17 protein-coding genes and 1 other RNA gene are annotated in these 22,649 nt (G+C 40.4%); 16 read left to right on the top strand and 2 right to left on the bottom strand.

The window, feature by feature from the left end:
• Nucleotides 1-6 precede the first annotated feature (6 nt).
• The 5 genes from gap to eno all read left to right on the top strand — a co-directional run bounded on the left by gap (nt 7) and on the right by eno (nt 6,319).
• Nucleotides 7-1,014, top strand: a complete 1,008-nt coding sequence (gap, locus tag RRV45_RS19345) for a type I glyceraldehyde-3-phosphate dehydrogenase (RefSeq protein ID WP_315666287.1) — start codon at nt 7-9, stop codon at nt 1,012-1,014.
• A 453-nt stretch (nt 1,015-1,467) separates the two neighbouring features.
• Nucleotides 1,468-2,652 (top strand): phosphoglycerate kinase, encoded by a 1,185-nt coding sequence (locus tag RRV45_RS19340; RefSeq protein WP_315666286.1) that lies wholly within the window; start codon nt 1,468-1,470, stop codon nt 2,650-2,652.
• Between the two features lie 14 nt (nt 2,653-2,666).
• Nucleotides 2,667-3,416, top strand: coding sequence for a triose-phosphate isomerase (gene tpiA, locus RRV45_RS19335; RefSeq protein WP_315666285.1), 750 nt, complete (start codon nt 2,667-2,669; stop codon nt 3,414-3,416).
• Nucleotides 3,409-4,944, top strand: coding sequence for a 2,3-bisphosphoglycerate-independent phosphoglycerate mutase (gene gpmI / locus RRV45_RS19330; RefSeq protein ID WP_315666284.1), 1,536 nt, complete (start codon nt 3,409-3,411; stop codon nt 4,942-4,944). The genes tpiA and gpmI overlap by 8 nt, the downstream gene beginning before the upstream one ends.
• A 79-nt stretch (nt 4,945-5,023) precedes the next feature.
• Complete coding sequence (gene eno / locus RRV45_RS19325) at nt 5,024-6,319, top strand: phosphopyruvate hydratase (RefSeq protein ID WP_315666283.1); 1,296 nt, start codon at nt 5,024-5,026, stop codon at nt 6,317-6,319.
• 677 nt (nt 6,320-6,996) lie between these two features.
• On the opposite strand, the gene RRV45_RS19320 is transcribed toward eno, so the two are convergent.
• Nucleotides 6,997-7,500, bottom strand: a complete 504-nt coding sequence (locus RRV45_RS19320) for a nuclease-related domain-containing protein (RefSeq protein WP_315666282.1) — start codon at nt 7,498-7,500, stop codon at nt 6,997-6,999.
• A gap of 165 nt (nt 7,501-7,665) precedes the next feature.
• Between RRV45_RS19320 and secG the strand changes: the two genes are divergently transcribed.
• The 5 genes from secG to ssrA all read left to right on the top strand — a co-directional run bounded on the left by secG (nt 7,666) and on the right by ssrA (nt 12,444).
• Complete coding sequence (secG, locus tag RRV45_RS19315) at nt 7,666-7,899, top strand: preprotein translocase subunit SecG (protein WP_315666281.1); 234 nt, start codon at nt 7,666-7,668, stop codon at nt 7,897-7,899.
• Nucleotides 7,900-8,070: 171 nt separating this feature from the next.
• Nucleotides 8,071-8,817 carry an alpha/beta hydrolase gene (locus RRV45_RS19310; RefSeq protein WP_315666280.1) on the top strand — a complete coding sequence of 249 codons (747 nt, stop codon included), beginning with the start codon at nt 8,071-8,073 and terminating at the stop codon, nt 8,815-8,817.
• A gap of 33 nt (nt 8,818-8,850) precedes the next feature.
• Entirely contained in the window at nt 8,851-11,187 is a 2,337-nt protein-coding gene (rnr, locus tag RRV45_RS19305) for a ribonuclease R (RefSeq protein WP_315666279.1), read from the top strand.
• A 172-nt stretch (nt 11,188-11,359) separates the two neighbouring features.
• Complete coding sequence (gene smpB / locus RRV45_RS19300) at nt 11,360-11,827, top strand: SsrA-binding protein SmpB (protein WP_315666278.1); 468 nt, start codon at nt 11,360-11,362, stop codon at nt 11,825-11,827.
• A 281-nt stretch (nt 11,828-12,108) separates the two neighbouring features.
• Nucleotides 12,109-12,444: a transfer-messenger RNA gene (ssrA, locus tag RRV45_RS19295) on the top strand.
• 324 nt (nt 12,445-12,768) lie between these two features.
• Here the strand turns inward: ssrA and RRV45_RS19290 are convergent.
• Nucleotides 12,769-13,269 (bottom strand): LAGLIDADG family homing endonuclease, encoded by a 501-nt coding sequence (locus tag RRV45_RS19290; RefSeq protein WP_315666277.1) that lies wholly within the window; start codon nt 13,267-13,269, stop codon nt 12,769-12,771.
• A gap of 1,038 nt (nt 13,270-14,307) precedes the next feature.
• Here RRV45_RS19290 and RRV45_RS19285 point away from each other — a divergent pair.
• The 6 genes from RRV45_RS19285 to RRV45_RS19260 all read left to right on the top strand — a co-directional run bounded on the left by RRV45_RS19285 (nt 14,308) and on the right by RRV45_RS19260 (nt 22,579).
• A complete protein-coding gene (locus RRV45_RS19285; RefSeq protein WP_315666276.1) occupies nt 14,308-15,579 on the top strand; it encodes a RidA family protein in 1,272 nt (423 codons plus the stop codon).
• A 527-nt stretch (nt 15,580-16,106) separates the two neighbouring features.
• On the top strand, nt 16,107-17,390 hold the full coding sequence (locus RRV45_RS19280; RefSeq protein WP_315666275.1) for a Zn-dependent hydrolase: 1,284 nt from the start codon (nt 16,107-16,109) through the stop codon (nt 17,388-17,390).
• A gap of 71 nt (nt 17,391-17,461) precedes the next feature.
• Nucleotides 17,462-17,683, top strand: coding sequence for a DUF3311 domain-containing protein (locus tag RRV45_RS19275; RefSeq protein WP_315666274.1), 222 nt, complete (start codon nt 17,462-17,464; stop codon nt 17,681-17,683).
• A complete protein-coding gene (locus RRV45_RS19270) occupies nt 17,683-19,149 on the top strand; it encodes a sodium:solute symporter family protein (protein WP_315666273.1) in 1,467 nt (488 codons plus the stop codon). The genes RRV45_RS19275 and RRV45_RS19270 overlap by 1 nt, the downstream gene beginning before the upstream one ends.
• Nucleotides 19,150-19,239: 90 nt before the next feature.
• Nucleotides 19,240-20,883 carry an amidohydrolase gene (locus RRV45_RS19265; RefSeq protein ID WP_315666272.1) on the top strand — a complete coding sequence of 548 codons (1,644 nt, stop codon included), beginning with the start codon at nt 19,240-19,242 and terminating at the stop codon, nt 20,881-20,883.
• Between the two features lie 250 nt (nt 20,884-21,133).
• Complete coding sequence (locus RRV45_RS19260) at nt 21,134-22,579, top strand: UDP-N-acetylmuramoyl-L-alanyl-D-glutamate--2,6-diaminopimelate ligase (RefSeq protein WP_315666271.1); 1,446 nt, start codon at nt 21,134-21,136, stop codon at nt 22,577-22,579.
• Nucleotides 22,580-22,649: the final 70 nt, after the last annotated feature.

The raw sequence follows: 22,649 nt of genomic DNA, 5'->3' as shown, positions 1-22,649 counted from the left end.
AATATCATGACAGTAAAAGTTGGCATTAATGGTTTTGGAAGAATTGGCCGGATTGTATTTCGTGCAGCCTTAAACAATCCAAATGTAGAAGTTGTAGCTGTCAACGATTTAACTGACGCAAACATGCTAGCCCATCTTTTAAAATACGATTCCGTTCATGGAACCCTAAATGAAGAAGTGATAGTCGATGGAGAGTACTTAGTAGTAGGCGGACACAAGGTTAAGGTGATTGCAGAACGTGATCCGGCAAATCTTGGCTGGGGAGACCTTGGTGTAGAAGTGGTTGTCGAATCCACAGGACGCTTTACAAAACGCGAGGACGCAGCGAAGCATTTAGAAGCTGGTGCGAAAAAGGTAATTATCTCAGCACCTGCTTCCAATGAGGATATCACGATTGTTATGGGAGTAAACCATGATAAGTACGATCCAGCTAATCACCATGTGATTTCAAATGCATCTTGTACAACAAACTGCTTAGCTCCATTTGCGAAAGTGTTAAATGACAAATTTGGCATTAAACGCGGGATGATGACAACGATTCACTCCTATACAAATGATCAGCAGATTCTTGATCTGCCACATAAGGATTACCGCCGTGCCCGCGCAGCAGCTGAAAGCATGATTCCAACAACGACTGGAGCTGCAAAAGCCGTTTCACTTGTGCTCCCAGAATTAAAGGGTAAACTAAATGGCGGCGCTGTACGCGTTCCGACTCCTAACGTATCCTTAGTTGATTTAGTGGCTGAACTTGAAAAAGAAGTAACGGCTGAAGAAGTAAATGCCGCATTTAAGGAAGCTTCAGAAGGTGAACTTAAGGGGATCTTAAGCTACAGTGAACTGCCTTTAGTTTCTAGAGATTATAATGGAAATCCAAGCTCATCTACGATTGATGCCCTATCAACTATGATCTTAGAAGGCAATATGATTAAAGTAATTTCTTGGTATGACAATGAGACTGGTTATTCTCACAGAGTGGTAGACCTAGTTGATTATATTGCGCAAAAAGGAATTTAAGATATTTGGACAGGAATAGCGCGGAATCCGAAAACCTGTCCGAAAAAGTAAGTTACTCGGACAGGAAAAGCGTGAAAACCAAAAACCTGTCCAGTAAATGTAGTTATTTGGACTGGAATAGGCCGGAATCCGAAAACCTGTACAAAAAAAGCAGAAACTTCCACTTGATTTTTATTCTTAAAAATGGCCCAAACATATTGGAATTTAAAACGGTAAACGACTATAATGATAGAGGGAAAAGAGGAGTTGGGATTAATACCACTCTTCTTTTTGTTATAAGGAATTTTTGCAATAACATTTGCTGGATACATAACATGTTTTATCTGTGAGATAGTAGGCTTGTTGAAAATCTGCTGCAACTTTGATGAAACGCATTCTGTGACAATGCTGATTTGACGTAATTGCCTATAAAATAGAAACCAGCTCATTAAGAAATCAGGAGGATCCATTTCGATGAACAAAAAAAGTGTGAAAGATGTGGAGCTTAAAGGGAAACGAGTTTTTTGCCGTGTCGACTTTAATGTACCAATGGAGGGTGGCAAGGTGACAGATGAAACTCGAATTCGCGCAGCCCTTCCAACGATTAAATACTTAATGGACCAAGGAGCTAAAGTAATTTTAGCTAGCCATCTTGGACGCCCGAAAGGTCAAGTTGTTGAGGAATTACGCCTGACTCCAGTTGCAGGCCGCTTATCAGAACTTTTAGGTAAAGAAGTGATGAAAGCGGATGAAGCTTATGGAGACACCGTTAAGGAAAAAATTAATACCATGGAGGAAGGCGATCTGCTTCTTTTAGAAAACGTCCGTTTCTATCCTGGTGAGGAAAAAAATGATCCTGAACTGGCAAAAGCTTTTGCAGAATTAGCAGATATCTATGTCAATGATGCGTTTGGTGCCGCCCACCGCGCTCATGCTTCAACAGAAGGAATTGCTCAATATTTGCCTGCCGTATCAGGACTATTAATGGAAAAAGAACTGAATGTTCTAGGAAAAGCTTTATCGAATCCTGAACGTCCGTTCACTGCCATTATCGGCGGAGCCAAGGTAAAGGATAAAATTGATGTGATCGAAAATCTTCTTGATAAAGTGGATAATTTAATTATTGGCGGCGGATTGGCTTTTACTTTTGTTAAGGCAAAAGGGCATGAAATCGGTAAATCACTTTTAGAAGAGGATAAAATTGAGTTAGCCAAATCTTTTATGCAAAAGGCAGAAGAAAAGGGCGTTAAATTTTATATGCCAATTGATGCGGTGGTGGCTGATGAATTTTCACAAAATGCAAATGCTAAAACCGTAGAAATTGACGAGATTCCAGAAGGATGGATGGCTCTTGATATTGGTCCAAAAACGGCGGACATGTATAGCGATGTCATTCATGGCTCCAAGCTAGTCATTTGGAATGGACCAATGGGTGTGTTTGAGTGGTCAAAATTTGCAAATGGGACTAGAACTGTGGCAGAAACGTTAGCAGAAGCAAATGAAACATATTCTGTGATTGGCGGCGGAGATTCTGCAGCAGCGGTTGAAAAGTTCTTCCTTGCTGATCGCATGAGCCATATTTCAACAGGCGGCGGAGCCTCTCTAGAGTTTATGGAAGGCAAAGCTTTACCAGGTGTTGTTGCTTTAAATGATAAATAAAAGGATGTGCCAGCATGCGTAAACCAATTATAGCGGGAAACTGGAAAATGCATAAAACCCTTCCGGAGGCGAAAGCATTTTTTGAAGAAATTGATGGCTCCATTCCGGACCAAGATAAGGTTGAAACAGTAGTGTGTGCACCTGCTCTATTTTTGGAGGCGTTAGTAGGCTATGGTGTAGGCATTGGTGCTCAAAATATGCATTTTGAGGAAAGCGGTGCTTTTACAGGAGAAATCAGCCCTGCAGCACTTGAGGATATCGGCGTCACTTATGTTATTCTCGGCCATTCGGAGCGCCGTGAAATGTTCAATGAAACAGATGAGGCTGTAAACAAAAAGACTTTGGCCGCTTTCAAATACAATCTAACTCCAATCGTTTGTGTCGGTGAAACGCTGGAACAACGTGAGAACGGAGAGACAATGGCGTTTGTTGGCTCTCAAGTAGAAAATGCATTAAAGGGCTTGTCAGAAGAACAAGTCAAACAAACAGTCATTGCCTATGAACCTATTTGGGCAATCGGTACAGGGAAATCTTCAACAGCGGAGGATGCGAATGAAGTATGTACCCATATTCGCCAAGTAGTGAGAGTCCAATTTTCACAGGCTGCTGCTGAGGCGATTCGCATTCAATATGGGGGCAGTGTGAAGCCCGCTAATATTAAAGAATATATGTCTCAGCCTGATATTGATGGGGCTTTAGTAGGCGGAGCAAGTCTTGAGGCGCAATCCTTCCTGCAATTATTGGAGGAAGGAAAGTATGAGTAAATCTCCAATAGCTCTAATTATTCTTGATGGCTTCGGCTTAAGGGCGGAACACAAAGGAAATGCGGTTTATCAGGCGAAGAAGCCGAACTTCGAACGGTTCTGGAATACATACCCGCATTCCACGTTAACGGCATCCGGAGAAGCGGTTGGTCTGCCTGAAGGGCAAATGGGCAACTCAGAAGTGGGACACTTAAACATTGGAGCAGGCCGGATTGTGTATCAAAGCTTAACTCGAGTCAACGTGGCCATTCGCGAAGGCAAATTTGATAAAAATGAAACTTTTTTAAAAGCGATGAACCATGTGAAAAAGAATGGTAATAATTTACATATTATGGGTCTTCTCTCAGATGGTGGCGTGCATAGTCATATTAGCCATCTATATGCACTCCTTCATCTTGCAGCAGAAGAAGGCGTAAAGAACGTTTATGTTCACGGATTTCTGGATGGGCGTGATGTTGGCCCGCAAACTGCTGAAGGCTACATAAAAGCAGCAGAGGAAAAAATGAAGGAATACGGCGTTGGGAAATTTGCCACGATATCCGGTCGTTATTACTCGATGGATCGGGATAAGCGCTGGGAGCGGGTGGAAAAATCATATCGTTCCATGGTGTATGGTGAGGGTCCTGCTTATTCTAATGCAATCGATTTAGTTGCTGACAATTATAGTCATGGGATTTTTGATGAATTCGTCATTCCTTCTGTTATTACACAGGAAAATGGGGAGCCGGTTGCCACGATTCAAGACAATGATGCGGTTGTATTTTATAATTTCCGTCCAGACCGAGCGATCCAAATTTCGAACACCTTTACGAATAAGGATTTCCGTTCCTTTGACCGGGGTCCTAAGCATCCTGAGAATCTTTTCTTCGTCTGTTTAACTCATTTTAGTGAAACTGTAGACGGATATGTGGCGTTTGAGCCGAACAACTTAGATAACACGCTAGGAGAGATTATATCTCAAAATGGCTTAAAGCAGCTGCGAATTGCAGAAACGGAAAAGTATCCTCATGTGACGTTTTTTATGAGCGGCGGTCGTGAGGCAGGGTTCCCCGGTGAAGAGAGAATCTTGATTAATTCGCCGAAGGTTGCCACATATGACTTGAAGCCGGAAATGAGTGCTTATGAAGTAACGGACGCTTTGATGAAGGAAATTGAAGCGGATATGTTTGATGCAATTATTTTAAACTTTGCCAATGCAGATATGGTCGGTCATTCGGGAATGCTTGAGCCAACGATTAAGGCTGTGGAAGCCGTTGATGAATGTTTAGGAAAAGTTGTAGATTCTATTATTGCAAAAGGCGGTAAAGCGATTATTACAGCCGATCATGGAAATGCAGATGAGGTGGTTACACTTGATGGCCACCCGATGACCGCTCATACGACCAATCCTGTCCCTGTTATTGTGACAGAAGCTGGAATTGAGCTTCGTGAAGGCGGAATCCTAGGCGATCTGGCGCCAACAATGCTTGATTTGCTGGGACTTGAAAAACCTGCTGAGATGACAGGGAAGACGCTTGTGAAAAGATAGATTTTTTTTCGTAAGTGACAGTGACTGTGAAAGATAGATGTTTTTGTAACTAAAATTATTTTTAAAGGAGAGAAATAATATGCCATATATCCAACATGTTTACGCTCGTGAAGTACTTGATTCCCGTGGTAATCCAACTGTAGAGGTAGAAGTAATTACAGAGTCCGGTTTCTTTGGACGTGCAATTGTTCCATCTGGTGCATCAACAGGTGAATACGAAGCAGTTGAGCTTCGTGACGGAGATAAATCCCGTTACCTTGGAAAAGGTGTTCAAAAAGCAGTAAATAACGTGAACAACATTATTGAAGAAGCCCTTGTCGGCATGGATGTGACAGATCAAGTGGGCATTGACCGCACGATGATCGAATTAGACGGAACTGAAAATAAAGGCAAGCTTGGTGCGAACGCGATTTTGGGCGTATCTATGGCTGCTGCACACGCAGCTGCTGAGTCTGTTGGTCTACCTTTATATCGCTATCTTGGCGGCTTCAATGCGAAGCAGCTTCCAACACCAATGATGAACATTATTAACGGCGGATCTCACGCTGATAACAATGTAGATTTCCAAGAATTCATGATTATGCCTGTTGGAGCTCCTACTTTTAAAGAGGCTATCCGCATGGGTACTGAAGTTTTCCATGAATTGAAGAAAGTTCTTTCAGGTAAAGGCCTAAACACGGCTGTTGGGGATGAAGGCGGATTTGCACCAAACCTTGGCTCAAACCGTGAAGCATTAGAAGTGATTATCGAAGCAATCCGCAATGCTGGATATGAAGCTGGGAAAGATATTTACCTTGCAATGGATGTTGCTTCATCTGAATTCTACAATAAAGATACAGGCAAATACGATTTAGCTGGCGAAGGCCGCACAGGCTTAACTTCTGAAGACATGGTGAATTTCTACGAAGAGCTAGTAAATGAATTCCCGATCATTTCAATTGAAGACGGCTTAGATGAAAACGACTGGAAAGGTCATAAACTGTTAACAGAGCGCATTGGCGGCAAAGTTCAGTTGGTTGGAGACGACCTATTCGTTACAAATACGAAAAAATTAGCACAAGGAATCGAGCAAGGCGTTGGCAACTCAATTCTAATTAAAGTGAACCAAATCGGTACATTAACAGAAACTTTCGAAGCGATCGAAATGGCAAAGCGCGCAGGCTACACAGCTGTTATCTCCCACCGTTCAGGCGAAACAGAAGACGCAACAATCGCTGACATCGCTGTAGCAACAAACGCCGGCCAAATCAAAACTGGGTCTATGTCCCGTACGGATCGGATTGCTAAGTATAATCAGCTTCTACGAATTGAGGATGAGCTTGGCGATTTAGCGGTATATGATGGATTGAAGAGTTTTTATAATTTGAATAAGTAATATAATGGGGTGACTGCTGAGGCAGTCACCTTTTTGTATAGAGGCGGAGTTACAATCAAGTCGCTGATATATCAAGGTAGGCGCTGATATATTGAGAAAGTCGCCGATATATCGTGGAAGTCGCTGATATATTGAGAAAGTCGCCGATATATCGTGGAAGTCGCTGATATATTAAAGAAGTCGCCGATATGTCAGTGAAGTAGGTTGAAATCGCCATTCAAAAGGGAGACTAGATGATACTTTCGACCTTTGTTTGAACCAGAAAAGGGTAAATTCATTGAAATTAGCAATCTTTTTGCGACATCCGTTGAAGATAATTGAAGAAATCTACAAAATTGCTTATTTGTAATCGAAGAATCTATTAAAAGGCAGTAATCTAATAAAGCTTGATGGTGGGCCGACTTATCTTTGAGCTTACATACAGGACAGAACCATGTTCCGTATATACGTTTCATTGGAGAAGCCTTACAATTTGGGCATTGAACACCTGTTATTAAGGTGGATACAGAAATTTTGTATTTCTCCAGTACATTGACTTTTTCAGGGGTGTGGCTATTAACTAGAAGCTTGGTTATTCTTTCTATCTCTCGCTTTGTTAATTTCTCTCCGGTAAATGATTTTTGAATTTTTTCAATACGATCCAATAATTGATGGGCATGTAACACTACTTTAAAGGCTTAATGATTTTTTGGATCTGTTTTTATGACGGTAGTCGGGTTGCTAATTACAACTAAATATTCAATAGGAATGGAAATGTTTCGCTGGTGCAGCCAATTTCTAAATTCTCTCTTCTGCCTTTCAGCTTGTGTAATGGGATCCAAAAATCCATCTTCATTGTCATTCAAATATCGGATAAGCTGTTTGAATTTGGAATCGAAAAAGAGGGTCCCGCTAATATTCTTTGTTTCAAGGATGAGGGCAAATGTGGGGGAAAGCACTAAGGTATCTATCTGGAAGTATTCCTGTCCGTTCCATATGCGAAGGCCTTTGAGAATGGTAAATTCCTTGTCGGGGAGTTTATTAATGTAGTAATCTGTAGCCACTTCACCACGGTGGCCTGCTTTTCTCTTGGCTAAATCTTTTTCAATAACCTGCCAAATTTCCAAATGGGGAGATATCCTCCTCAATAAAGCCTCATTTGCAAGAACTTTGATAGGGATGGAACGTTCCTTAGCAATCAATAAGTTCACTCCTTTATACTTGGTATACCGGTATTGTTCGATTTTAATCGGGTAAATCCTGCTTTTCAGGATTGAAATGCCAAATAAATTGTTCCTATTGTACATCTTACAAAAATATGATAAATTTAAAATATTGTAGCTGTGCGTTTTCAGGAGGTGGCCTTTATGCATACATTATTTATTGTTTTATTAGCGATTGTTTCCGTTGCACTTATTCTTGTCGTGCTACTTCAATCTGGTAAAAGTGCTGGTCTTTCCGGTGCCATTTCAGGTGGAGCGGAACAGCTTTTTGGGAAACAAAAAGCACGCGGTCTTGATTTAGTTTTACACCGCATCACAGTGGTTCTTTCTGTTCTATTCTTTGTCCTAACTATTTTAGTTTCTTATTTCGCATTATAAAAAATTGCCTGGCCTAACGAAAGGTCAGGTTTTTTCGTTTGTTAGAGGCCTTTTTATTGGAATGGAACTCCTAGATTTGTTAAAAATAGAGTTAATCAAACGTTTAGTTATATATCAAAAAACGTTTGAATCGCCATAAAATTACACTTAGAAAAAAGGAGTCTTACATAGATGAAAATTGTAACACCGAAGCCTTTTACCTTTGGACAGGGAAAACGAGCGGTATTGCTGTTGCATGGATTTACAGGAAACACGGCGGATGTGAGAATGCTTGGGCGTTATCTTGAAGGAAAAGGGTATACGTGTCATGCCCCGCTTTATAAAGGTCATGGGGTACCGCCTGAGGAGCTGATTTCTACGGGACCTGATGACTGGTGGAAAAACGTCATGGATGGGTATGAGTTTTTGAAAAATAAAGGCCATCAGGAAATAGCTGTATGCGGCCTGTCATTAGGCGGCGTATTTTCACTAAAATTGGGTTACACTGTACCTATAAAGGGAATTATTACAATGTGCGCACCGATGTATATTAAAAGTGAAGAAGTGATGTATGAAGGAATTTTGCAATATGCCCGGGAATATAAAAGACTGGAAGGAAAAAACGAAGAGATCATTGAGCAGGAAATGACTGAATTCCGCAAGACGCCTATGAAAACATTAAAGGCTCTGCAAAATCAGATCTCTGACGTCCGCCATCTTGTGGATACAGTGTATTCACCGACCTTTGTTGTTCAAGCACGCCATGATCATATGATTAATACAGATAGTGCCAATATTATTTATAACGCAGTTGAAACAGATTTAAAGCAGCTGAAGTGGTACGAAGAATCAGGGCATGTCATTACTTTCGATAAAGAGAAAGATATGCTTCATGAGGACGTGTACGAGTTTTTAGAAAAGCTTAATTGGGAAGAATAGTAGAAACGAACCTCGAGAAGGAGGGAAAAGTAAATGGAAAATATTCAACAGATTATTGATAAGGTCCTCTATTATATGAAGGATGAGGCATATAAGCCTTTGACTGTTCAAGAAATGGAGGCTGCATTTGAAATTGAGGATTCATCCGATTTCAAGGACTTCGTCAAAGCATTAGTACAAATGGAAGAGAAAGGGCTTGTTGTAAGAACAAGAAGCAATCGTTACGGACTGCCGGAAAAAATGAATCTGATCCGCGGTAAGTTAACTGGTCATGCAAAGGGCTTTGCCTTTGTGATACCAGAGGAGCCAGGGATGGATGATATTTTTATTCCACCAAATGAAACAAACAACGCGATGCATGGAGATATTGTTCTAGCACGAGTCAGCTCAGAAAGCTCGGGACAGAGAAGAGAAGGGACCATTGTCCGCATTTTGGAACGCGGTATTCAGCAAATTGTGGGAACTTACACAGAGAGTAAGCATTTTGGTTTTGTTCTGCCTGATGATAAGAAGTTTACAAGTGATATTTTCATTCCGAAAAATGCATCCTTAGGTGCGGTGGAAGGCCATAAAGTGGTAGTGAAGCTGACCACTTATCCAGAAGGACGGAAAAGTGCCGAAGGAGAAGTCATTCAAATTCTCGGTCATAAAAATGACCCGGGTGTAGACATCTTGTCAATTATACATAAACACAGCTTGCCAATGGCTTTTCCTGATGAAGTGATTAGTCATGCAAATAGTACGCCTGATACTATTGCGGAGGGTGATCTTGAAAACCGCCGCGATTTAAGAAATGAAACAATTGTGACGATTGATGGGGCAGATGCAAAGGATTTGGATGATGCCGTTACCGTGACAAAATTAGAAAACGGAAATTATAAGCTCGGTGTACATATTGCAGATGTTTCTCATTATGTGACGGAGGATTCTCCTATCGACCGGGAAGCATCTGACCGTGGAACGAGTGTCTATTTAGTCGATCGGGTGATCCCGATGATTCCGCATCGCCTATCGAATGGCATTTGTTCATTGAATCCGCAGGTGGACAGATTGACTTTATCATGCGAAATGGAAATTACCTCGAGTGGGGAAGTAGTATCACATGAGATTTTTCAGAGTGTGATAAAGACAACTGAGCGGATGACGTATTCAGACGTGAATAAAATTCTCGAGGATCAGGATGAGGAGCTGCTGAAGCGTTACGAGCCTCTAATTCCAATGTTTCAGCTAATGGGCGAGCTTGCTCAAATTTTACGGGAAAAGCGGATGAAGCGCGGTGCCATCGATTTTGATTTTAAAGAAGCAAAAGTTATTGTCGATGAAGACGGAAAGCCAAATGATGTCGTTCTTCGTGAACGCTCTACGGCTGAAAGGCTGATTGAAGAATTTATGCTTGCAGCAAACGAAACGGTTGCTGAGCATTTCCATTGGCTGGATGTTCCGTTCATCTATCGTATACACGAGGATCCGAAAGAGGATAAGCTAAGAAGATTTTTCGAGTTTATTACGAACTTCGGTTATTTAGTGAGAGGGACGGCCAATGCTGTACATCCTCGTGCATTACAGGAAATTATTGAAGAGGTGCAAGGAAAGCCGGAAGAGATGGTTGTTTCAACCGTGATGCTTCGCTCGATGCAGCAGGCGAAATATTACCCAGAAAGCCTGGGACACTTTGGGTTGTCAACGGAGTTTTACACGCATTTTACCTCACCGATTCGCCGTTATCCTGACTTAATTGTCCACCGATTAATAAGAACGTATTTAATTCAGGGTAAGTTGGACGCAACGACTAGAGAAAAATGGAATGTCCTTTTACCGGATATTGCCGAGCACACCTCAAATATGGAACGGAGAGCAGTGGACGCGGAGCGGGAAACAGACGAGCTGAAAAAAGCTGAATATATGGAAGATAAGATTGGCCAGGAATATGACGGGATCATTAGCTCTGTCACGAATTTTGGAATGTTTGTTGAGCTGCCAAATACGATTGAAGGCTTGATTCATGTTAGTTATATGACGGATGATTACTACCGTTATGATGAGCGCCATCTAGCAATGATTGGTGAACGTACAGGCAATGTTTTCCGAATAGGGGACGAAATCACGGTTAGAGTGATTAAGGTTAATAAAGAAGAACGCTCGATCGATTTTGAAATTGTCGGGATGAAGGGGACCCCTCGCAGAAGGGATTCCAAAGAATTGCCGAAGATTATCCGCACAGGCAGCAGTGAACGAAAGCCTCGAAAAGGGAAATCAGAACAGGGCCAAGGGAAAAATAAAAATGGCAATGATTCAGGTAAAAGCCCAAGAAAGAAAAAGAAGTTTTACGACAATGCTCCAAAGGCAAAGAGAAAAAGTAAAAAGCGTTAATTAATCTATTAGAGAGCCTTCAAACTTTAGGCTCTCTTTTTCAATCTGCATAGGCTCTTAATTGAGTGAGCCTTGTAAATTTGCTACAATAAGGTTATCGAAAAATTTCTTTCTGCTAGTTAGCCCCCAAAAGGTTTTGTTCTTGCAGAAAAGAATGTAAGGGGGAAATGTCATGCCAAAGGGCGCAGGAAAAATGATTGCCCAAAATAAAAAGGCTTATCATGATTTTGCAATAGAAGAAACATATGAAGCAGGGATTGTCCTGCAAGGAACAGAGATTAAATCTATTCGTGCTGGTAAAGTAAACTTAAAGGATTCGTATGCCAGAATTGATAAAGGGGAAATTTTCCTAATCGGAATGCATATCAGTCCATACGAACAGGGAAACCGCTACAATCATGATCCGTTGCGTGAAAGGAAGCTGCTTCTTCACGGAAAAGAAATCAGCAAATTGATAGGCGATACGAAGGAAATCGGCTATTCTATCGTTCCATTGAAGCTTTATTTAAAAAATGGCTTTGCGAAGGTTTTAATTGGCCTCGCAAAAGGGAAGAAGAAATACGATAAACGTGAAGATCTGAAAAAGAAAGAAGCGAAACGTGAAGTCGAGCGTGCCTTCCGCGAAAGACAGAAAATGTAGGTTGGTTTTACAAAACCTTACAATTGAATTTAAGGCAAGGTGTGTTATAATAATAAATGTCACGAGGCAGTGACACATAACTTTAGCTCAGCTAAACTTGAGCATTCCGGAAGTTGTTAGTATGCGAATTAGATCGTTACTACACTTCATTGGAAAAAAAGCGGCAAGAAGGTCAAGGAAACAAGCGAGGAGACACCGGAGCGTACGTAGTTGGTACGTGAGGATGTTGACGAGTGAGTTGACGCAGAGATTCGCCGCCGATTTTTTTACAATGGGGACGCTACGGATTCGACAGGGATAGTTCGAGCTTAGGTCGCGAGTCGAGGGGATCGGCCTCGTTAAAACGTCAAAGCCTATAACTGGCAAACAACAAAACAACTTCGCTTTAGCTGCTTAATAGCGCTTAGCGGTTCGCCCCTCCATCGCCCATGTGGTAGGGTAGCGGACTCACTCTAAGTGGGCTACGCCGGATCTCGCCGTCTGAGGGAGAAGGAAGAGCACAACCAGACTAGCTGACCGGACGCCTGTCGATAGGCATAAGGATCAGCGAAGCGCGAATATATCGACTACACTCGTAGAAGCTTAAGTGCCGATGTTTCTGGACGTGGGTTCGATTAATTATTAGTCGCCTTATGTGGTAACACATAAGTGAAAATTCGGCTTTATCGGTGAAACCTAAACCGCACATATAGCGGCACGGCAATACCGAGCAGTATGTGGAGCAATCCAACAGCTGTGTATCGACTTATAGGCTGCCATCAAAAATGGTAGTACTAGGATACGAAATTCTGCCTGATCACAGGGAAATATATATTTCGTATAATACGCCGAGGGACCTGATCATTACAGGTTCAAGATATAGTCAGTGCCATGACGAAAGCATGGAAATACACGTCCCACCGTCTCCACCAAATACATATTTGGTGGTTTTTTATTTGTCTTTATAAATTAAAAAATGCTTCCTCAAACTGTAATTTCTTTTTAAGTCTATCTGTATTATATTTTCCGTTTCTCGGAGTAACCTTTTCATAATTGTCTAGTATCCATCGTGCACGGCGCTTTTTTTTATCAACCCTTAAATAGGGATAAATATGATTTAATAGATTTATCACAATACTTTTAGTTTTTATGTTTAGAGTATAGGAGTCTTTGTGATAACCCGGTTTGTAATTTTTCTTATTATTAATTGTTCCCCCTGTTACGGATTGAATATAAACCAAAAGCTCCATATCTGTTGAAGAAATAGTAATACATGGGCGCCTATGTTCACTTTCGTGCATTCTAGTTAATGTTATGGATCCTTCCCCATCAATTATTCCTGCTAGATAAGCAGCTTCCCAGGCTTCCAAATTAATTTCTCCCCTCATATTTTTAAATAAACTGGAACATACGTTTCTGTTTATTATAGCATAGATTCCCAACAATAGATTAGATTTAACCAAACAGGTGGTTCGTTCGGTAAAGACAGGGCTGCCTCGTTGTACTAGTAGAAAGATTTAGGGAAATCCATATTCGATGTCCTTCATTTGCAAAACGCTTTCCATGCCGGTTAACGATAATAGAATTTGCCATTGACCTTACCTATCATCCTGTTTTATTTACTTAGGATGAGCCTAGACAACAAAATCTAGATATTGAAACTTTTACTGCCTGGTTGAAAGAATTGTACAGGTTGCAAAAGAAGTATCCAAATTAATTTCTAGTAATATTAGCATCATAGGAACAAGGTTCCTGCTAAGATAAAGACATTCGTTTACATTTAAGTAAGAATAATTATTTGTTGAATAATAATTATCAAATTAATAAAAAATAAAGTATGAATTTAGAGTTAGTAATAGACGAGGGAGGAGAAGATCTAATTATTGTAAGATTGCCCTAAAATAGTCACTATTTTTAGTGTTGGCCATTCATCCATTTGTCAGCACGGGATCGAAATGGTAAACACTCTTCACCATCTGTCTGCGACCACCACCCAAGTCACTTGGAGTGTGTGTCGAGACTGGTAAAGAAAAAGTGAAACGGCAAGAATCAGAACTGTCATCTTTCAGGTTTTGTTTGCAGGACCCTAGGGGGATATTGTTCATAACACAATCGAGAAGCCCTTAACTGTTGTTGTCCAGAAAAAAACTCAACTCAAAAAAGCAATTCATAAGAAACAAGTAGTCAAAGCGAAGAAAGCTTGCTATAATTGAAGCTTGCTCAAAAACGAAGTCTGTGTCTAGTAAGAATTGTTTTTTCAACTGAGTGAAGAACGCCATCGGTTGAGCCAAAGCAGTCTTCAAATCTATATCGCAAAGAGTTGTATCGGTACTGAGTGCAGCCAGCCATTCGCTTTGCTAGTTGCAGTTGTGTACGAACACGATTCTCACTGCGAATCCGTTTTTCGTCTTTGTAATCACGGAACCATGGTATAGACCGGTTTTTTCGTTTCGAAACATGAGTATATCTATTAAAAAATTCATCTAAAAGGGGATACTATCATGAGCGGTTATAACGCAGTATTAGGAAGAAATTCGGAAAATGCTCCAAACGGTAACGGTCTATATTCACAAACTGTTGCTTTCTCTCATTACAATAATCTTTCAGCTCAATTACCAATCGAACCTAAAACTGGTAAATTGGTAGCAGGCGGCATTAAAGAGCAAGCTGAACAGTGCTTTAAAAATATCAAGGCAATTGTAGAAAGCATTGATCATGTTATGAGTGATGTCGTTAGAATCACTGTATTCGTTAAGAATATCAAAGATGTTGACGCTGTAGATGAAGTTTACAAAACGTTCTTCCCAACCTATGTTCCTTCACGTACAACAGTTGCAGTTGCAGCTTTGCCTATGGATGCTTTGGTGCAAGTTGAAGCACTTGTTTCACATGGTGAAGGTACAATTCCAAACGCGCCACAAGCAGGCGACCTCATTAAGCTTACAAATAACACGGCAAATGCACCAACATGTTCTCTATCTACACAAACTGTGTCTTTCTCTCATTACAATAATCTTTCAGCTCAATTGCCGATCGATCCGAAAACTGGCCGACTAGTAGTTGGCGGTGTAAAAGAGCAAGCTGGACAGTGCTTGAAAAATATCAAGGCAATTTTAGAAAGTATCGATGTTCCTTTTGATGATATTGTTAAAATTAATATCTTCCTTAAAAACCTATCGGATACTGAAGCCGTAAATGAAGTTTATAAAACATTCTTCCCAGACTCGGCTATCGCCAGAGCCGTAGCATATGTTCCTGCACGGACAGTAGTTGCAGCTTCAGCTCTACCTATGGATGCTTTAGTACAAATCGAAGCAGTGGTGTCACACGGAGATGGTACACCACCACAAGCTATTGAAGACAGACATGGAATCGTTATATGGGCGAACAATACTGATAATGCACCAAAGTGTTCCCTATCTACACAAACTGTAGCGTTCTCTCATTACAATCACCTTTCAGCTCAATTGCCTTTAGATCCAAAAACTGGCGAATTGGTAGCTGGTGGTGTAAAAGAGCAGGCTGAACAATGCTTGACAAATATTAAGGCAATTGTAGAAAGTATCAACCACGTTATGGACGATGTAGTTAAAGTAAATATCTTCCTTAAGAATATTGAAGATATGGATGCTGTAGACGAAGCTTACAAAACATTCTTCCCAAGCGGTGTTCCAGCACGAAGAACAGTTGGCGTATCAGCATTACCTAAAGATGCTTTAATCCAAATCGATGCAGTTGTATCAAATGCTGAAGGAACACCTCCCAAAGCATAACAGGCATTTGTCTGTAAATACAGGAACTATCAACGTTACTTGTAAATGCCGATGGTGAATGCGAAATCGCATATCCTATTCATAAGAAACATACTAACATTAGTAGCACAGACCAAGGCCATGGTTTGTGCTACTATTTTTTTTATAGTAGAAGTGAAGGAACAGCCCATGGGACCAATATAGAGTCCGTACTAAAAACCGACCAACTTCACACCCTTATTTGAATCAGATTAATGGATGACTCAATGAACAACAGGTCTGACTCTTGCTAATTAGTACTTAATCCCCCTATATGCCATCACCTTGTTACATAATATAAAAATTATTACGATTCACATTTTACATTTTGTCCAAAGATAATATCTGATAATTCGGATAAAATTGAATTATTCTTCTAATAATCATCCAACTAATAATAGTATTTCGCTTTCTACAAAGAAATGACTTTAGAATTATTTTCACAGTAATAAAAGGGAAAAGCTAGCATTCTATTGAATAGGTTAGCAATATTTTTAGTGAAAAATAGATTGGACAACTCAAATTATCTTTTGGTAAAGGAGGAGATTTTTATTTTAAAACAGCAGAAGGTTGCGATTAACGGAAAAAGGCTCAAGGATACGTTAGAGTCATTTGCAAACTTTGGACGAACGAAAAATAACGGCGTTACACGCTTATCCTTATCAGATGAGGATCGAGCGGCACGTGATTATTTCTGTGCCTGCTGCCAAGAGTTAGGATTGACTGTCAAAATGGATGACATGGGAAATATATATGCCACCCTCGAAGGCGCTCTCGACATGCCGCCGATTGTTATAGGTTCCCATATGGATTCAGTTAAAAGAGGTGGCCGCTTTGATGGAATTTTAGGAGTTGTTGCGGGTTTAGAAGTCGTTTGTACGCTCGTGGAAAATAACATACAACCACAGATTCCTATTACGATTGTTAATTTTACCAATGAAGAGGGAGCTAGATTTGAACCATCAATGATGGCCTCAGGCGTTCTGTCAGGAAAATTTGACAAACAGAACATGATGAAAAAAACTGACTCTGACGGCATTACGTTTGAGGAGGCTTTACAGCAAATCGGCTATGCAGGGAATGAAGAGGCCCGCCTCAATAACGGGACAGCGTTTTTGGAACTGCATATTGAACAAGGGCCAATCCTTGAAAGGGAAGCCTTTTCGATCGGGGTTGTAGAATGTGTTGTTGGAATGGTTTGTTATGAAATTGAAGTATTAGGAGAATCCGACCATGCTGGAACAACTCCAATGAATATGAGAAAAGATGCCCTATTTGCTGTTAATCATCTTATCTCTGAAATCAGAGAAAAACTTGGTCCTTTAGATGATGAACTCGTGTTTACAATCGGAAGAATGAATGTCTTTCCGAATATTCACACCGTGATTCCAAATAAAGTGGTGTTCTCACTTGAGGCTAGACATAAAGATCCGGCTGTCATCAAACAGGTTGAAGAAATCATTCAAAACTTAGGGGAATCATCTAATAACGAAGGCTGTACGATCCATAAAGAAAAATTATGGGACCGCAAAACAGTTTGGTTTGATGAAGAAGTCTGTGCCCATATTGAAGAGGCTGTTAAATCGTTAGGCTATTCCTATCGAAGAATGGTAAGTGGAGCTGGACATGACGCCCAATTTATTGCGGGAATGATGCCGTCTGCAATGGTTTTTGTTCCAAGTATAAATGGAAAGAGCCATAGTGAAGATGAAATTACGACATGGGAAGATTGTGAAAAAGGAGTAAACGTCCTTCTTGAAACGGTCATTGCCCTGCTAGCCAAACATCAATAACCACTTTTAGGAACAGTGTTGGGCAAAACTCAGCACTTTTTGATAAAAATTTCACGATAAGGAGATGAAACATGAGTAAACGAACATTTAATACGCTTTACATTGCTATTGGTATTATTCCGTTTTTGATGTTAGTCTTTCCAGGCTTTGAATTAGGCAATCGGGCAACCCCCATTATTATGGGACTGCCATTCTCGTTTTTTTGGGTTTTATTGTGGATTGTGATTACATTTGTTGCATTAATCATTCTATACCGACTTGACCCAGAAAAAGATGAAGAGGAGGACGTGTAATGCCCGGATGGCAAGTTGCTTTAATCATGATGATTGCCTACTTGGTGATCGCTCTTATCGTTGGAATTATGGCTGGAAGAGGAAGGGATAGCAGTTCCCTTGATGAATTCGCTGTTGCGGGTGGAAAGCTTGGCTTATTTGTTATGTGGTTTTTAATGGGAGGAGCTGTCTTTAGTGCTTTCTCTTTCCTAGGTGCGCCTGGCTGGGCTTATTCAAAAGGAGCGCCTGCACTTTATATTATAGCTTATACAGCGTTTGCAATTTTACCATGGTATATTATAGGTCCGAAAATCGGAAAAATCGGGAAAAAATATCGGTTTTTCACGATTTCAGCTTTTCTTAAAGGAAGATATCAAAGTCCTTTATTAGCTATTATTGTTGGGTTAATTGCCTTATTTGCATCTGTGCAATATTTAGCCACACAAATGTCTGGAATGGCAATCATTTTTGACATTATGACAGAAGGACGAATTCCCTTCTGGTTAGGCGCTCTTATTTCATATGGAATTGTTGTTGTCTATGTTGCAACAGGAGGGCTTCGTGCTGCTGCATGGTCAGACGTTTTTCAAGGCTTATTAATGATCATTGTGTCATGGGCTGTTGGGTTAGCCATTGTTTATCAGCTACATGGCGGCACAACTGAAATGTTTGCTGCTATCGCTCGTGAAACGCCGGAGTTTTTACAAATAGGCAAAGAAGGCTCTAATATGGGCAAAGTCGCTTACACAACAACCATTCTCGTTTCCTGTATCGGCTTCTTAATGTGGCCGCATCTGTTCTCAAAATCATACGCATCCAATCCAAAAACAATTAAAAAGACCGTTCTTGCTTACCCTGTGTTTGCTTTATTCCTTGTCCCGCTCCTATTAGTCGGGTTCGCTGCCAAAGGGGTTATTGATTCAGAGCAGCTCACAAGCGTTGACCAAGTCCTGCCGTTTTTGATTACAACAGTCATGAATCTCCCTGGGTGGCTGTATGGCCTTGTTGGGGCTGGCGCATTAGCAGCTGCCATGTCAACTGCAGATGCCATTACGCATAGTGCCTCCTTAGAAGTTACAGATGGTGTCATTAAGAATATCTGGAAGAACCTTTCTGACAAAACTACACTATTTATTATGCGTGCTGGTGTATTTGTCATTGGGGCATTAGCTTATTATATTACAGTTTTCGGCGGTCAAGGGTTAGTTGCCCTATTATTAGGTGCCTACGGTTCAATCGTCCAATTCGCTCCTGGTGTTTATAGTGCCCTATATTGGAGACGAGCCACAGCCCCGGGAGTAGTTACAGGTCTTGCAGTTGGGACATTTGTAAACTATTATTATCAGCTTGTAGCAGAATCCACGCCATTTGGAATCCATGCTGGAATTATGGGATTGATGGCAAATATCGTTATTATGGTTACGATTAGCTTCATCACAAAACCACAAGCGAAACAAGATGTTGAAAAATATGTTGATGCTGCTTAGGGTAGCAAGATTTTTCGCCGGTGTCTTCATTCTTCAATGAGGCCCGGCACTTTTTCATAGGTCTGATTTTATACAGAAGGGACAGAAACAATGAAGGCAGATAAGATTTTTATTAATGGCGAGGTAATAACCGTCGATCCACATAACAGTGTTGCAGAAGCTGTAGCCATAAAGGGAAATCGAATTATAGCCGTTGGATCCACCGAAGAGGTTTTAACTTATCAAACAGAGGACACTGAGATTATAAATTTAAATGGAAAAAGCCTTATTCCGGGATTCAATGATGCCCATTTGCATTTAACGATTTATGGGACCAATTTATTAGGCGTAAGCTGTATTGCTCCACATATAAAGTGCCTTGAGGACATTTTTATTGATTTACGAAAAAAATGTCAAGAAACGCCTAAAGGAAATTGGGTTCGGGCTTGGGGCTTTAAAGAATCTTCATTAGTGGAAAACCGTTTCCCGACAAAAGAAGAACTAGATGCGATTTCAACCGAACATCCAATTGTCATTATCCGTACATGTAATCATTTCTCAATAGCCAACAGTAAAGCCCTTGAAATAGCAGGTATTACAGAAAAAACATCTGATCCAGATGGAGGGATTATTGAACGGGATTCATATGGCCAGCTCACAGGCAAGCTAATTGAAAATGCGCATATGCAGTTATTTGAATATGCTGCCTATACGGAGGAAGAAATTCGTAAAGGGATGAAACTTGCATCAGATGAATTTATTCAAGCGGGGATTACAAGTGTTCACGATGCTGGTGCATATGGGGATGGAGCAGATTCATTAAGAATTATGCAGCAGGCCATTCATGCTGGAGAAGTAAAGGTGCGCGTGTATGCACTAATCGGCTCTTTAACAAACTCACATGATTTTGTTGAAAGAATGGTACAAGCAGGCCCGATTACAGGTCTTGGAGATGATCGATTTAGAATTGGCCCAGCGAAGCTTTTCACGGATGGCAGCAGTGTCGGGCCAACCATCGCTACCCGTCAGCCATATTCTCATAAGCAAGATGATTATGGAATTATTTATTATAGCCAGGCCGAATTAAATCGGATTTTAGGCACAGCACATAAAAAGGGATTTCAAATTACGGCACATGCCCAAGGTGACCGTGCCATAGAAATGATTTTGGATTGCATTGAAACGGCTTTAAACGAACATCCAAGGGAAGACCACCGTCATCGCATCGAGCATGCTGGTATTGCTTCACCTGATTTACAAGAGCGGATGAAAAAGCTTGGCGTCGTACCGATTCCTAATCCGGCGTTTATGTATGTAAACGGTGACCGTTATCTTGAATATTACGGTGATCGCGTGCAAAATATGTACCCAGCCCGGGATTATATTGACAAAGGCATTATTGCCGCGTTTGCTTCAGATGCCCCTGTAACATTCGTAAATCCGATGCTAGGTATTCATGCAGCTGTAAACCGAAAATCAACGGACGGCCAAGCTGTCGGCGAAAACCAATGCATCTCCGTATTAGAAGCGATTCGTGCCTATACATGGAATGGTGCGTATGCAAGCTTCGAGGAAAATATAAAAGGAAGCATTGAAGTGGGGAAACTGGCAGATATAACAATTTTAAGTGAAAGCATTTTACATGTGGATCAAGAAAAATTGAAGGATGTCAAAATCGAACTCACGATGGTTAACGGCGAAGTGTTATATGACCGAAACCATATTTGTGGAAAAAGAATCAAGCAAACAAATTGAAGGTTTAAATTTTCTCCCCTACTTTTCTTTTTTCAAGTAGGGGGTTTTTTTATTCCTTAAAGTGGTTCTTCTAACTCTGTTTTACAAGAAAATATGTTTGCAGAATTCTTGAAAAAATACGCTTAACATTTTTCCAATGTCTAATTTTGTATAGGATGACACCGGCAAAGGACATATTAAAAAAGCTACCGATTAATATACCGTAAAAAATGTTATTTATTTATGCGGCATTTAAAAGGAGAAAGGAATAATGAAATTAAGTCAACTGCTGGAAAACATCGTAGGTAATGACAAACTTGAGCAATCGTTAAATCATATAGAGATTAAAGGAATTTCAGCCAACTCATCTAAAATTGGTCAAAACGACTTGTTTATAGCTATTTCAGGATATCAGCAAGATGGTCATAATTATATAGATGATGCAATAGCAGCTGGTGCATGTGCTGTAGTAGGAGAGAAAGAAATTGAACAGTTAAATGTACCCTATGTCAGAGTTTCCAACAGTCGATTGGCTCTTGCTCAAATTGCCAGTGCATTTTATCAGACTTCTTCTAAAAAGCATATCACAATTGGAATTACAGGTACGAATGGAAAGACGACTACTTCCTTTATGCTAAAACATATCCTTGAAGATGCTGGTTTTTCTTGTTCTTTATTTGGATCGATTTATAACATCGTTAACGGGCAAATTTCAACTTCTCCTAATACAACAATAGATGCCCTTGAATTACATAGACTACTTTCAATAAGTAGAGATGATATCGTTATAATAGAGGTTTCCTCTCACGGTTTGCTGCAATTTCGAATAGAAGGAATAGAGTTCGATTATTGCTTATTTACAAATCTTGACCATGAACATCTTGATTATCATCAAAGTATGGACGACTACTTCTCTGTAAAAGCAAGTTTATTTAACCAACTGAAACCGGACGGAAAAGCTATTATCAATAGTTATAATAGTTGGGGAGAAAAGCTCTTTCATTCCCTTAAATGCAAAGTACAAAATGTTATTGCAATGGGAGAAGCAGGGAACAATCATTTGCAAATTACTCGCTGTAAAACAGGGGAACCTGCGAATGCTGTTTTAGCCGAAGGAGATGAGAAATATCAACTAAATTTGAAAATCTTCGGGAGACATAATTTATACAATGCCGCTATGGCATTTTTAACAATAAAAAACCTTAACATTCCTGGTGAAGAAATCATCCAATCGTTGCAAACGTTTCGGGGAGTTCCGGGTCGTTTTGAGATTATTGAGCATCCAAAAGAAGCGACAGTTGTTATTGATTATGCTCATACATCTGATGCTTTCTTTCACTGTCTAAGTACGGCACGAGAACATGGAGCGAGGCGTATTTTCCATGTTTTTGGATTTAGGGGAAACCGGGATGAAAGTAAGAGAATGGGCATGTTGAATATGTCTTACGAATTAAGTGATGAGATCATTTTAACTTTAGATGATTTGAACCATATTTCTTATGAAGAGATGGTTACAACACTTCATGGATTAAATAATCCCCAAAAAGCACTGATCATACCCGATCGGACTTTAGCCATTCAATATTCCGTTGACAATGCCGAAAAAGGGGATTGGATCATAATTACGGGGAAGGGTGGAGAGAAATATCATCAGCAATTTGTTTTACCCGCTACTTCTGACGAGGAAACGATTCGGTATTTATGCGGCAAAACTTAATGACGAGGGCTTTTCTAGTTTTCATTTAAATGAAGGAGTATTTTAAATAAAAGAACCGATTGTCCTTCCT

The organism is Bacillus sp. DTU_2020_1000418_1_SI_GHA_SEK_038 (assembly GCF_032341175.1).
Lineage (GTDB): Bacteria > Bacillota > Bacilli > Bacillales > Cytobacillaceae > Cytobacillus.
Note: the sequence above shows the minus strand (reverse complement) of the source record. Positions and strands in the feature narration are given on the sequence as shown.